At 73.1% G+C, this 13,578-nt stretch carries 10 protein-coding genes; 7 read left to right on the top strand and 3 right to left on the bottom strand.

Going from position 1 to position 13,578, the window contains the following annotated elements; genetic code table 11:
- Positions 1–9: 9 nt before the first annotated feature.
- Together ACFXAZ_RS16200 and ACFXAZ_RS16195 are read left to right on the top strand one after the other, a co-directional pair.
- Positions 10–2,268, top strand: a complete 2,259-nt coding sequence (locus tag ACFXAZ_RS16200) for a penicillin acylase family protein (RefSeq protein ID WP_384590543.1) — start codon at positions 10–12, stop codon at positions 2,266–2,268.
- A 241-nt stretch (positions 2,269–2,509) separates the two neighbouring features.
- On the top strand, positions 2,510–4,318 hold the full coding sequence (locus tag ACFXAZ_RS16195) for a copper resistance CopC/CopD family protein (RefSeq protein ID WP_384590540.1): 1,809 nt from the start codon (positions 2,510–2,512) through the stop codon (positions 4,316–4,318).
- A 6-nt stretch (positions 4,319–4,324) separates the two neighbouring features.
- On the opposite strand, the gene ACFXAZ_RS16190 is transcribed toward ACFXAZ_RS16195, so the two are convergent.
- A complete protein-coding gene (locus ACFXAZ_RS16190) occupies positions 4,325–4,984 on the bottom strand; it encodes a heme-binding protein (RefSeq protein ID WP_384590537.1) in 660 nt (219 codons plus the stop codon).
- A 352-nt stretch (positions 4,985–5,336) separates the two neighbouring features.
- Here ACFXAZ_RS16190 and ACFXAZ_RS16185 point away from each other — a divergent pair, with 352 nt between their 5' ends.
- On the top strand, positions 5,337–6,626 hold the full coding sequence (locus tag ACFXAZ_RS16185; protein ID WP_384590739.1) for a sensor histidine kinase: 1,290 nt from the start codon (positions 5,337–5,339) through the stop codon (positions 6,624–6,626).
- Positions 6,623–7,264 carry a response regulator gene (locus ACFXAZ_RS16180; protein WP_384590534.1) on the top strand — a complete coding sequence of 214 codons (642 nt, stop codon included), beginning with the start codon at positions 6,623–6,625 and terminating at the stop codon, positions 7,262–7,264. The genes ACFXAZ_RS16185 and ACFXAZ_RS16180 overlap by 4 nt, the downstream gene beginning before the upstream one ends.
- 5 nt (positions 7,265–7,269) lie before the next feature.
- Here ACFXAZ_RS16180 and ACFXAZ_RS16175 read toward each other — a convergent pair whose 3' ends face one another.
- Entirely contained in the window at positions 7,270–7,716 is a 447-nt protein-coding gene (locus ACFXAZ_RS16175) for an SRPBCC family protein (protein WP_384590531.1), read from the bottom strand.
- A gap of 186 nt (positions 7,717–7,902) precedes the next feature.
- On the opposite strand from ACFXAZ_RS16175, the gene ACFXAZ_RS16170 reads away from it, so the two are divergent.
- The 3 genes from ACFXAZ_RS16170 (at position 7,903) to ACFXAZ_RS16160 (ending at position 12,417) form a co-directional block, all read left to right on the top strand.
- A complete protein-coding gene (locus tag ACFXAZ_RS16170) occupies positions 7,903–8,640 on the top strand; it encodes an SDR family oxidoreductase (RefSeq protein WP_384590528.1) in 738 nt (245 codons plus the stop codon).
- 262 nt (positions 8,641–8,902) lie between these two features.
- A complete protein-coding gene (locus ACFXAZ_RS16165; protein WP_384590525.1) occupies positions 8,903–10,600 on the top strand; it encodes a stealth family protein in 1,698 nt (565 codons plus the stop codon).
- Positions 10,601–10,614: 14 nt separating this feature from the next.
- Positions 10,615–12,417: a stealth family protein gene (locus ACFXAZ_RS16160; RefSeq protein ID WP_384590522.1), complete on the top strand. Its 1,803-nt coding sequence runs from the start codon at positions 10,615–10,617 to the stop codon at positions 12,415–12,417.
- Positions 12,418–12,637: 220 nt separating this feature from the next.
- On the opposite strand, the gene ACFXAZ_RS16155 is transcribed toward ACFXAZ_RS16160, so the two are convergent.
- Entirely contained in the window at positions 12,638–13,072 is a 435-nt protein-coding gene (locus tag ACFXAZ_RS16155; protein ID WP_384590519.1) for a hypothetical protein, read from the bottom strand.
- Positions 13,073–13,578: the final 506 nt, after the last annotated feature.

The raw sequence follows: 13,578 nt of genomic DNA, 5'->3' as shown, positions 1-13,578 counted from the left end.
GACGACAGGGTGAGTACCGAGATCTACCGCGATGCCCACGGCATCCCGCACCTTCGCGCCCCCGGCGCCCGCGAACTCGCCCACGCCCAGGGCCGGGTGACCGCCCTGGACCGCGCCTGGCAACTGGAGACCCGACGCCACCGGCTGCTCGGCACCTCCGCCTCCTTCCTCGGTCCGTCCGCCCTGCCCTGGGACGTCCTCGCCCGTCGCGCCCGCCTCGCCGACACCGCCCGCCGCTGCTTCGACCGGCTCGCCGCCGACGACCCGGAGACCGCCGACTGGGTGGGCGCCTACGTCGACGGCGTCAACGTCTCCCTCGCGGAAGGCGCCCGCCGCACCCCCGAGTTCGCGGCGACCGGTCTCGCCCCCGGCCGGTGGGAGCCCTGGACCCCGCTCGGCGTCTGGCTGGCCGCCCACGTCCTGTCCACCGGCCTGCCGCTCAAGCTCTGGCGGGAGGAGGCGATACGGCACCTGGGGCCGGGCGCGGTCGGGCTCTTCGCCGCCGACGGTCCCGGCACCACGGGCGGCAACGGCTGGCTGGTCGCCGGCGAACGGACCGTCACCGGACACGCCGTGCTCGCCGGCGCCCCCCACCGGGTCATCGAGGACCCCGGCGACCACCAGCAGATCCGGCTGGCCTGCCCCGAGTTCGACGTGCTCGGCCTCGCCGTGCCCGGTGTCCCCGGCATCGCCCACTTCGGCCACACCGGCCCGGTCGCCTGGGCCCTCACCGACGCCATGGCCGACCACCAGGACCTCTACCGCGAACGGCTGCGGCGCACCGGCGCCGGCGTCGAGGCCCTCGGCCCCGACGGCACCTGGCGCCGGGCCCGGCTGCACACCGAGTTCGTGGCCGTGGCCGGAGAGGAACGGGTGCCGGTCGAGGTGATCGAGACCGAGCGGGGGCCGGTGATCGCGGGTGGGCCGGAGGGGTTGGAGGGTGGGGTGATGGACGGGCTCGGTGGGGCGGTTGAGGGCCGGGGGGATGCCGTATGCGATGGGGTTTTGTGGGGTGATGTCCTATGGGGTGATGTCCTACGGGGTGACGCCGCTCTGCATGAATCAACCCCCGGAGACCTCGCCCCCGGAGACCTCGCCCCCGGCGACCTCACCCCCCTCGCCCTCAGCCTCCGGCACCCGCCCCGCGTCACCTCCGACCTCGGCTTCGCCGCCCTGCTGCCGCTGCTGCGCGCCCGTACGGTCGCCGATGTGGACCGTGCCCTCGACCGCTGGGCCGAGCCGGTCAACGTCGTGCTGGCCGCCGACACCGAGGGCGGCACCCTGCATCGGGTGGCCGGCCGGGTGCCGACGCGGGCCGCCGCCAACCGGGTCCGCCCGGTGCCCGCCTGGGCGCCCGGCCACGAGTGGACCGGCTGGCACGAGACGCCCCGCGCCCCGCTCACCGACGGCATCGCGGTGATGGCCGACCAACGCGGCCCCGCCACCCCGCTCGGCGTCGAGTTCGCCGCCCCGCACCGCGCCGACCGCATCACCGCCCGGCTCGCCGAACGGGACCGCTGGTCCGCCGCCGACATGGCCGTCCTGCACACCGACACCGTCCTGACCAGCGCCGGAGCCCTGCTGGACGGCCTCGCCGCGCTGCCCGACGGCACCCTCACGCCCGCCGCCCTCGCCCTGCGCGCACGGCTGCTGCGCTGGGACCGCCGGATGGCGGCCACCAGCCGGGACGCCGCCGCCTTCGCCGCCCTGCGCTCCGGTGTCGTCCGCCGGCTCGCCGCGCACCCGGCGTTCGCCCCGCTCACCGAGCCGCCCGCCTACCCCGAGCCGCTCCAGCCCTGGCTCGCCCTGCTCCCCCGTATCGGACGGGCCCTCACCCGACTGCTGACGGCCGAACACCTGTACGGCATCGACCGCGAACCGATCCTCCGCGAGGCGCTGGAGGAGACCGCCGGGCGGCCCGAACTGACCCGGCGCACCTGGGGCGAGACCCACCGTCTGGTGCCGTGGCGGGCCCTGGGGACGGCGCCCCGGAAGCCGTACGCGCGACCCGCGCTCTCCGGCGACCACGACTGTGTGCTGTCCACCTCCTCCGTGCCCGGCGTCACCGATCTCGCCGTGCGCGGCCCGGCCGCCCGCTGTGTCTGGGACCTGGCCCGGCGCGAGGACAGCCGCTGGGTGGTGCCGCTCGGCGCGTCCGGCGTCCCCGGCTCACCGCATCATCGCGATCAGCTGCCGCTGTGGCTCAGGGGCGAACTGCTGCCCGTCGTCACCGACTGGGACGAACTCGTCAAGGAGACCGATGTCTGAGCACGCGGGGTTCATTGCCGAGCGGGTTCGTTGCCGAGCGGGTTCGTTGCCGAGCAGGTTCGCCGCTGAGCGGGCTCGTTGCTGAGCAGAAGGGGGCCGTCGTCCGTATCCGTAGTCGGAAGGCTTCCGAAGACGGAGAGACGACGTGGTGGGCGACGGCGAGGGCGATGACGGACATGGCGGCGGCCGAGGCGGAACCGGCGGAACCGGAACCGGCGAAATCCGGTGCCTTCGTGGGCTGGTGCTGCTGGGCGTCCTGCTGGTCCTGCTCCTCGCCGGTGCCGGACCGGCGTCCGCCCACGCCGCCCTGCGCTCCACCGACCCCGGCGACGGAAGCGTCGCCGCCACCGCCCCGCGCACCCTCACCCTGACCTTCACCGAGTCCGTCGGACTCCTGGAGGGCTCGATACGGGTGTACGACCCCGGCAGCCACCGCGTCCGCCCGGAGTCCGTCGCCCACGCCCCCGGCAGCTCCGAGGCCGTCCGGGTCACGCTTCCCGCCGCCGTTCTGGACGAGGGCACCTACACCGTGGCCTGGCGGGTGGTGTCCTCCGACGGTCACCCCGTCTCCGGCGCCTTCACCTTCTCCGTCGGCGCCCCCTCCCCGACCACGGCCGCCGTGGACACCGGCCCGCCCCAGAACCGGGCCACCAGCGCCCTCCAGAACACGGCCCGCTACCTCGCGTATCTCGCGGGCGCGGTCCTCATCGGCGCGGCGGCCTTCGCGCTGGTCTGCCGCCCGTCCGGCATCGCCGCTCTCGGCCCGCTGCTGCGCACGGCCTGGTGGACGCTGCTGGTCACCACCGTCTCCCTGCTGCTGCTCCGCGCCCCCTACGAGGCGGGCACCGCCCCGGCGACCGCCCTGGACCCGGCCGGCCTGACCCGCACCCTCTCCGGCCGCCCCGGAATCCTGCTGGCCGCCCGGCTGCTCCTGCTGGCCCCGGCCGCCCTGCTACTCGTACGGCTCTCCGGGCGCCGGTCTCCGGTACTGCTCGGCACGGGGGCGGCCGTCGCGGTCGGTCTCGCGGTGACCTGGGCGGCGGCGGAGCACGCGTCGGCCGGGATCCAGGTGCCGGTGGCCATCGCGTCCGCGACGCTGCATCTGCTGGCGACGGGGGTGTGGCTGGGCGGGCTGACCGCGGTGCTGGTGACGCTGTGTCGGAGGGGAGGGGGCGGGCTCACGGTCGCGGTGGTGAGCCGGTTCTCGCGGGTCGCGTTCGCCGCGGTGGTGGTGCTGGTGCCGACCGGTGTGTATCAGTCGTGGCGGGGGCTGGGCTCGCCGTCCGCGCTGACCGGGACCCCGTACGGGCGGCTGCTGCTGATGAAGCTGGCGGTGGTGGTGGTGCTGGTGGGGGTGGCGGGGTTCTCGCGGAGGTTCACCTTGCGGTGGGCGGGGGTGGACACGGTACGGGTGAGGGTGCCGGTGGGGGTGGGCGCCGGGGGCGCGGGTGGTGAGGTGGCCCGGGTGGACGCGGGGGGCGTTTCCGACCGCTCGCCCGTCGCGGAGAAGGACGCCTACGCAGACCCCGACCCCGACCCCGACGCCAACGCCTCCGCCGATCACCACCGCCGGGCCCTTCGCCGTTCCGTCCTCATCGAGGCGGCCCTCGTGCTCGTGGTCCTCCTCGTCACCACCGTGCTGACCGCCACCCTGCCCGCCCGCGCCGAGGCCGAGGCGGCTGCCGCCGGGCCGGTGGCGGGGCAGCCGCGTACCGCGTCGGTGTCGGTGCCCTTCGACACGGGGACGCCCGGCGGGTCCGGGACGGTCGAGATCACGCTGGACCCGGCCCGGGTCGGGGACAACTCCGTCCAGGCGGTGGTCTTCGGGCCGGACGGCGGGCTCGTCGTCCTGCCCGAGCTGCGGCTGTCGTTCACCCTGCCCGACGACGGACTTGGCCCGATCGACGCCGGGCTGACCGATCGTGGCGGCTACTGGGCCACCGACACGCTCACCCTGCCCCTCGCGGGTACCTGGACGATGAGACTGACGGTCCGGGTGTCCGAGCTGGACCAGGTGAGCGAGACCCGGACGGTACGGGTGGGGCGCTGACCGGCGTCAGCGGTTCAGCGCGGCGACGCCCGCCTTCGCGAACTTCTCGTCCAGGTCGCCCGACGGGGCGCCCGCGACGCCGATGCCCGCGATCGGGGCGCCCTTGGCGGTGACCGGGGCGCCGCCGCCGAGGAACAGGGTGCCGGGGATGTCCTTGAGGTTCGGCGTCTGCTCCAGGCGCTTGACCAGCTCGGACGTGGGGGCGTTCCAGGAGACGGCGGTGAACGCCTTGCGCTCGGCGGACTCGTAGGACTGCGGGCCGGCGCCGTCGCCGCGCAGGGTGACCAGGGTGTTGCCGTTGCGGTCGACGACGGCCACGGAGATCCGCTGGTTCTCCTTCTCGGCGGCGTCCAGCGCGGCCCGCGCGGCCTTGGTCGCGGCGTCGACGGTCAGGTGGGTGGACTGCGTGAGGTTGCCGCGCGCCGGGTCACCGGAGGCGGCGCGGGACACGGGCGCGGCGGCGGCACCGGCCGGGACGGAACCGGCGGCGTTCGCGGCGACCGTACCGGCGCCGCCCGCGACGACCACGGCGAGGACGGCACCGCCGGTGAACAGGCGGGCGCGGCGGGAGGCGGTGCGAGTGCGGATGCCGGTGGCGGTGTCGATGCCGGTGCCGGTGCCGGTGCCGGTGTCGCTGTCGGTGCGGTGCTTGGCGGGCTGCTGCATGGTGGGTGACCTTTCCGAGGTGTACGTCGGGGTGATGCCTCGATCCTCGGGTCGGGATCGGGCCGTCCCCGTCGCCGGACCGGCTCGGGCCGCCGTACGGATCGGGGGAGGGCCGGGTCGTCCGTTCGGATGACAGGGGGCCGGGGTGGCGGAGGGAAGAATGGAGGTGTTTGCCCAGATCGGCAGCGTGTGCGAGCGGCGGAGGCGGAGGGAGGGCGAGGCGATGGCACTCAAGGGAGACGCGCGCGAGGCGGAGGCACTCCAGGAGGAGCCGCTCAAGGGAGAGCGCCTCAAGGAAGCGACACCGGGAACCGTGGACGACGACACCACCCACACCCCCCTCACCCTCGTCATGCACACCGCCTTCTTCGTGCTGCTCGGCGCGTCCCTGGCCCGCTATCTCTCCCGCCACCCCGGCGATCCGCTGTCCCCGCCGGTCATCGCCCTGTCGGTGCTGCTGGCGGCGCTGTACGTGCTCGGCCCGGCCCTCGGTGCCCGGCTCACCCTGCGCCGGGTGACCTGGCTGGGCGCGGTGGTGGCCGCCTGGGCGGTGCTGGTGGTGCTGGCGCCGAGCTTCGCCTGGTGCGCGGTGCCGTTGTTCTACACCGGCCTGCGCACCCTGCCGCTGCGCGCCGCCGTGACCCTGGTCTGTCTGCTCACCGCGCTGACGGTGGCGGCCCAGCTGAAGCTCGCGGGCTGGCCGGATCCGAACGTCCTGCTGGCACCCCCGGCCGTGGCCGCCGTCGCCACCACCGTCTTCGTCACGATGGAACGGCAGACCGCCCGTCAGCGCGCCCTCATCGACGACCTGATCCGCACCCGCCGGGAACTGGCCGCCACCGAGCGCCGCGAGGGCACCCTCGCCGAGCGCGAACGGCTGGCCCGGGAGATCCACGACACGCTCGCCCAGGGCCTGTCCAGCCAGCGGATGCTGCTCCAGGCGGCCGACCGGCTGTGGGACACCGACACGGTCACCGCCCGCGGCCACATCCACACCGCCGCGGCCATCGCCGAGAGCAATCTGGCCGAGGCCCGCCGTTTCGTGCACGACCTCACCCCGGCCGACCTGGCGGAGGCGGGCGGCCTGGTCGCGGCGCTGCGGGCGGTGGCGGAGCGGGAGTCCGGGGCCGGGGCCGGGCCCACGGCTGGAGGTGGGTCGGGGTCGGGGCCCAGGTCGGGGACCGGCCTCAAGGTCCGGGTCCACACCGAGGGCACCCCGGCGGCCCCCATCCCGCCCCCCGTGGAGGCGGCGCTGCTCCGTATCGCCCAGGGCGCCCTGGCCAACGTACGAGAACACGCCCATGCCGGTACCGTCACGGTCACCCTGACCTGCCTGGACGATCAGATCGTGCTGGACGTGGCGGACGACGGGACCGGCTTCGACACCCGCGCCGAGCGGCCCTCGGGCAGGGCGCGCGGCCACGGCCTCCCGGCGTCCAGGGCCCGGCTGCGCCAGCTCGGCGGCACGCTGACGGTGGAGTCGACGCCGGGCGAGGGCACGGTCGTATCGGCGTCGATCCCCCTGCATACGTCGATCCCCCTGCATACAGAGCCGCCCCACACGGCCTCGCCCCCCACGGAGCCGCTGCACACAGCCCCGCCCCCGACAGCCCCGCCCCCCACAGAAGGGCAACCCGGATGATCGCGCCCCCCGTCCGCATCCTCCTCTGCGACGACCACGCGGTGGTCCGCGCGGGCCTGCTCGCCCTGCTGGGCAGCGCGCCGGACATCGAGGTGATCGGCGAGGCGGGCAGCGGCGAGGAGGCCCTGGCGCTGGCCCGCAAACTGCGCCCGGACGTCGTCCTGATGGATCTGCAACTGGGCGAGGGCATGGACGGCGTGGCGACCACCCGCCATCTCGTCGCCGACCGCTCCCCGGCCGGCGGCCCGCACGTCCTGGTCCTCACGACGTACGACACGGACGCCGACATCACCCGCGCCATCGAGGCGGGCGCCACGGGCTACCTCCTCAAGGCGGAGGGCCCCGACGAACTCTTCGCGGCGATCCACGCGGCGGCCGAGGGACGTACGGCCCTGTCCCCGCCGGTCGCGGGCCGGGTCATGGCCCAGCTGCGCAGCCCCGCCCCCACTCTCACGGCCCGCGAGCGCGACATCCTCACCCATCTCGCCCAGGGCCTGCCCAACCGCGAGATCGCCCGCGCCCTGTTCATCAGCGAGGCCACCGTCAAGACCCATCTCCGCCGTATGTACGACAAACTCGGCGTGGACACCCGTTCGGGCGCGGTCGCGGCGGCGAACGAGCGACGCCTGCTGGGCTGACGGGCTCAGCGCGCCGGAGGTGACTCCCGTACGGCGATCCGGGCGAACTTGGTGAGCATCATGCCGTTGCGCACGGCGACGAGATAGTCCACCGGCAGCCCGTGCATCCGGGTGCCCGGCCCGCGCAGCGGATGCCAGTCGAGGGTGAACAGGGTGTGCTCGCCCCACGGCAGCAGCCGCATCGCGATCCGCGCGGCCCCGAACGGATCGGCCCGCGCCTCCAGCTCCAGCCGCCGTCCGGGCTCACAGATCCGTACGACACAGCTGTCGTCCAGCGTCAGCGGCCCGGCCCCCACCCGCACCCGCAGCCGCGCCCCGACCTGCGGCCAGCGCGGATCCACGGCCAGCACGGCCCGGGTGCCGGTGACCCACTCCCCGTACCGGTGCCCGTCGGCGAGCAGCGCCCAGACATCGCCGGGCGCACTGAGGATCAATCGCCGGCTGCGTGCCACAGGACCACACTCCTCAAAGGGCGATACGACCAGCGAAACGCCCCCGGACGGATCGCGCATCCGCGCACCGGAGACCACCGGAGACCACCGGAGACCACCGGAGACCAACGGAGAGAACCGGAGAGAACCGGCGAATATCGGCGAATATCGGCGAGCACCAGCGAACATCGGCGAACGGAGACAGTGATGAAGATCGTGGTTGTCGGAGGTACGGGCCTCATCGGCTCGCAGGTGGTCGCGCTGCTGCGCGCGAACGGCCACGAGGCCCTGCCCGCCGCCCCCTCCACGGGCGTGAACGCCCTCACCGGAGAGGGCCTGCCCGAGGCGCTCAAGGACGCCGACGTGGTCGTGGACGTCTCGAACTCCCCGTCCTTCGAGGACGGACCGGCGCTGGATTTCTTCACCCGGTCGGCCCAGCACCTGTTCGCCGCCGAGCACGAGGCGGGCGTCCGCCACCATGTCGTCCTGTCCATCGTCGGCGTGGACCAGGTGCCCGACTACGGCTACTACGTGGCGAAAGTCGCCCAGGAGCGGGCGGTGCGCGGCAGCGGGATGCCGTACAGCATTGTGCGGGCGACGCAGTTCCACGAGTTCATCGCGCCGGTGATGGACCTGGCGACCGAGGGCACGCGGGTCCGGCTGCCGTCGCTGCCCCTGCGCCCGATCGCCTCGGCGGATGTCGCCGCGGCCGTGGCCCAGGCGGCCCAGGGCGCCCCGGCGAACGCGGTGCGCGAGATCGCGGGCCCGGAGATCCACGGCCTCGACCGCCTCGGCGAGATCACCCTGACGGCCCGCCCGGACGGCCGCACGGTCGTCACGGACGAGCACGCGAGCCTGTTCGCGGGGGTGCCGGACGTCCTGACGGGCCCCGAGGACATCGAGACGACGGCGACCCGGTACGAGGACTGGCTGAGAACCGGCTGAGGGCACGCCGAGGACCGGCTGAGAACCGACTGAGGACCGGCGAGGGCCCTCGCCCGGGCGATGGTCGCTGGTGACAACCATCTGGTGACAACCATCACACCCCCCAGCCCGCCGAAGGCCCTAGCATTCGCGTCTGTCGTTCGGCTATGCGAACTACTCTTTCCTAGTTAATTCTCAAGGAAAGTTTCTACAACCTTCCGCCACGTGTGTCCGTCTGCCTAAGGCAGGGATGTGCAGGTGGACATGAAGAGGAGCACAGAACGTGACCGTCCGTTCCTTCGCCCGCCGGATACGACCGCGAGTTGAGCGGAAGGCGTCCGAGAAGGTGTGGCAGCTGCGTACCATGCGGCGCCGACGCAGGGCGGCGGTCACGGACCCGGTGCTCCGCCCCGTGGCCGTGCGCGGCCAGCAGCTCTACGGCCGGGTGGTGACCCGGTTCACCGCGGCCGAGGCCGCCGCCGCCAACCTCGCCCTGGTCGTCGCGGCCCTGGAGCAGGAGGGCATCGCGTACTTCCTGGTCCCGGCCTCCCGCACCCGGCACACCGTCGGGGTGAACGCCGTGGACCGCGAGCGCTTCCTCACCGCCCTGGAGGCGCAGAACGCGGGCAAGGCGGTGTCCATCGGCCGCCCCCTGCCCGGCGGCAAGCTCAAGCACCCGGCGCTGTTCATGGACGGCGTCCTGCCGACCCCGCTGCGCACCGCGCCCGTGCTGCGCATCGGCGAGAACCACCTCGGCCCCGCCGGGCAACTGCTCGCCGGGTTCGAGCTGGCCTGTGACGTGGAGTTCTGGGAGGACGGGGCGACGCTCCTCGCGGGCGAGGAGGGCGAGCGCCGGCTGGCCAAGGTGCAGCCGCAGGCGTCCGAGGACGTGTTCGCCGAGTCCCTCGTCGCGCCCCGCAACAACGGCCTCACGGACGTCCTGCCGGCCGCCGAGCAGAAGCCGACCACCGTGCGCGTCGGCGACCGCGAGGTGCCGAGCTTCGTCCCGCTCACCCTGCCCACCGTCAACGATGTGACGTTCCCGGTCGACGTCGTCTACACCTGGGTGGACGGCGAGGAGCCGGCCATGCGCGCCAAGCGTGCCCGCTACCAGGACCGGGGCGTCGCCGAGATCCTGGACAAGGAGACGAACGCCTCCCGCTACACCAGCCACGACGAGCTGAAGTACTCGCTGCGCTCACTCGCGATGTACGCCGGTTTCATCCGCCACATCTACCTGGTCACCGACGGCCAGAAGCCCCACTGGCTGGACGACTCCGCCCCCGGGATCACCGTCGTCGACCACCGGGACATCTTCCCGGCGGACGTCCTGCCGGTCTTCAACTCGCACGCGATCGAGACCCGCCTGCACCACATCCCGGGCCTGTCGGACCACTACCTCTACTTCAACGACGACGTGTTCGTGGGCCGCCCGGTCAGCGCCGAGCACTTCTTCCACGGCAGCGGTCTGATGAAGATCCCGGTCTCCCCGCTGAAGATCGGCGTCGGCAAGCCGCACGCCGAGGAGACCGCCACCAACTCCGCCAGCAAGAACGTACGGCGACTGCTGTTCGACAAGTTCGGCCGGATGACCACGAACAACTTCATGCACACCCCGCTGCCCCAGCAGCGCGAGACCCTGCGCACGCTGGAGGAGACCTTCCCGGCGGACATCCGCCGCACCACGGCCTCCCGCTTCCGCTCCCCGCAGGACATCGCCCTGACGGCCCCGCTCCTGTACCAGTACTCCCTGATGACCGGCCAGGGCGTGCCGGGCCGCTACAGCTTCCGGTACGTGAACATCAGCCGCCCGGACGCCGAGCGCCGCCTCGCGGACCTGCGCCGCAACCGCCGCTTCGACTTCTTCTGCCTCAACGACGTCGACGTACCGCAGGAGGAGCGCGAGCAGGTCAGCGTGCGGATGGCCGAGTTCCTGGAGGACTACTTCCCCTTCCCGAGCCCGTTCGAGAAGCGCGACTGACGGGGGCCGGGGGCATGGACTTCCGACAGCACCTCGCGGCCCCGACCGGCCTGCGAGCCACCCGGGATCTGCTGGTCGGGCTGCGGCGCGGGCTGTCGTCCCGCCTGTGGACCCTGCGCCGCGCCCGGTCCCGCCGCCGCCTGCGCGCCGCCGTCCCCGGCCTGCGCCGGATCACCTTCGGACCGACGCGCCTGTACGGCCGTACCGTCGCCGCCTACACCGCGGCGGACGCCGCCGAGGCCGACCTCGAACGCGTGTGCACGCTGCTGGAGGCCATCGGCGTCCCGTACTTCCTGGTCCCCGCCGAGCACGGCCGCGGCGCGCCCCGCCAGATCATCGGCGTCGAGGAGCGGCACCGGGCCACGGTCCTGTCCCGGGCGGCGCAGCGGTTCGCGGGCACCCCCGTCTATGTGGCCGAGGTGGCTCAGGACGGCTCGGTGCCCCGGGCCGTGCTGTGGGCGGACGGCAGGCTGCCGAAGCCGCTCCGCGGGGCCCCGGTGCTGCGGACCGGCGTGATCCGGCTGGGCCCGGCGGGCCAGCTGCTCAGCGGCCTGGAGGCGGGCTGCGACATAGAGTTCTGGCGCCACGGCCGCGACCTGGAAACCTCCCCCGGCGCCGACCCGGCCTGGCTCACCGTGCCGGGCAGCCGCCTGCCCGACGTCTTCGGCCCGGCGCTCGTCGCCCCGCGCCGCAACCCGGTCTCGGAGGTGCTCCCGCCGGCCGCGCAGCTCCCGGCCGCGATCACGGGCCGCCGCCGCAGTGTGCCGACGTTCGCCCCGTTCGCCGAGCCCGGCATCGACGAGGTGCTCTTCCCCGTCGACGCCGTGTACACCTGGGTCGACGGCGACGATCCGGCGCTGGCCGCGAAACGCCGGGCGCATCAGAGCCGGTCGGCGGGCGAGATCGCCGCGCGCGAGACCGGGGCGTCCCGTTACACGAGCCACGACGAGCTGAAGTACGCCCTGCGCTCACTGGAGATGTACGCGGATTTCATCCGCCATGTCTACGTGGTCACCGACGGCCAGACCCCATCCTGGCTGGACCCGGCGACCCCCGGCCTGACGGTCATCGACCACCGGGACATCCTCCCGCCGGACGCCCTCCCCGTCTTCAATTCACACGCGATCGAAAGCCGACTGCACCACATCCCCGGCCTGTCGGACCATTACCTCTACTTCAACGACGACGTCTTCATCAACCGCCCGGTCACCGCCGAACACTTCTTCCACGGCAACGGAATAGCCCGCATCCCTTTCTCCCCCCTCAAACTGGGTGTAGGCACCCCCCACCCCCTGGAACCGGCCCCCAATTCAGCGGGAAAAAACACCCGCGAGGTGATCAGCCGCTACCACGGCCGCAATATCACCCACAAATCCCTCCACACCCCCCACCCCCAGCTCCTCTCGGTGATGCGCGAAATGGAGTCCCTCGGCATCGAGGAACTCGACCGCACCTCCTACTCCCGCTTCCGCTCCACCACCGACCTGGCCCCCGCCTCCACCCTCCACCACCACTGGGCCATCGCCACCGGCCGGGCCATCCCCGCGGAATACCACTTCCGCTACGTCCAACTGGGCACCCCCGACATGCCCCGCCGCCTGGCCCGCCTGGCCTCCGGCGAAGACGTCGATTTCTTCTGCCTCAACGACGTGGACACCCCACCCGAGTCCAGAGCGGCGGCCCAGTCGGCGATCCACACCTTCCTGACCCGCAAATACCCTTTCCCCAGCCGCTACGAGACCTCCCCCCACCGCCCCCCGGCCCCGCAAACGGTGCCACCCCAGCCCGTCCACCGGGAGCCGCAGCCCCACGACTGACCGCAGGCCCGGCGCTGTTCCCCGATGGTGACGGGCCCACCGGAATCGACGGCAGGGCAAACTGAGGGACGCAGGTCAGATGTGCTTCGCGTCCCCCGCGAAGGGCACTGCGCAGTCGAGCAACGCCGTTCCGGGAGCGGCGCCCCCCAGGACGGTGAACTGCCGACGCGCACGGCGCTCTCGGCCGTCCCGACGACAGGGGCGTGCCCCGTCCGCCGGACTACTGGTCGACGTACAGCCCCGGAATATGCAGCCGAGACCCCGCGACGAACTCATAGATCAAGGACCGTGACGCGTCCCGGACCGACTCCAACTCCTCCCGCGACCGCGCACCGTGGATCCGGTCGGCCGCCTTGAGCGCCTCCCGCCCCAGCGCATCCAGCGCCGCCGAGTGCGTGAGCAACTCGGAGCGGAACATGGCCTCCATGGCCGCGGTCCGCGACCGCTCCGTTTCCCGCCGCAACTCAGTCACCGAACCCTCCCCGCCCGAACGGAGATCGTGCCTGGCGAACCAGAAGTCCAGCTGACCGCGCCGATAATTCGCCAGCGCACCCGCGTAGGCGCAGTACGCGTCGATCCGCTCCCGCCGCAACTGCTCGTCACGGGTGAACCGCTCGGCCCGCAGCGCGGTGCGCCGCTGGAAAAGATGGGTCACGGCCGAGCCGAGCAGCGTACCGACCACGGCTATGAGACTTGTCGCAACGACTTCCATACCCCCAGCGAACCAGGCACAGGCGCACCGCACCCGCCCCTTCAGCGCTAGCGGTACAGGGACCTACGAGCACCACCGCGCGGAGCTGGAGCGCGAAGTCACTTCGGCGGCATTCGAGGACTGACTGTGTTCACGGTTCCGGCCCCTCACCCAGTATCAGATCGTCGTCGATACGATGTTGCGCCGATGTGTATGCGCGGACTACGACATCGACGGCAGGAAGGCCGGATACCGCCCCAAGCGCCCGCAGGTGCGGAGGGAGGAGACCAAGAACACCAAGTCGCTCGGTGGCCCGCTCAGCCCGAACACGGACTGTCACAACTGGAAGAAACTGGACAACGTCGAATGGGGGGCCCCCCCCGGGGGGGGGGGCGGGGCCACGTGGGCCCGGGGGCCAGCGGGGGGGGGGGGGATTAATACAACTGGTGGTGGGTGGTGCACCCCACAAG

The sequence above is a fragment of the Streptomyces sp. NPDC059477 genome, assembly GCF_042749375.1.
Classification (GTDB): domain Bacteria; phylum Actinomycetota; class Actinomycetes; order Streptomycetales; family Streptomycetaceae; genus Streptomyces.
This window is presented reverse-complemented; position numbering and strand designations above follow the sequence as displayed.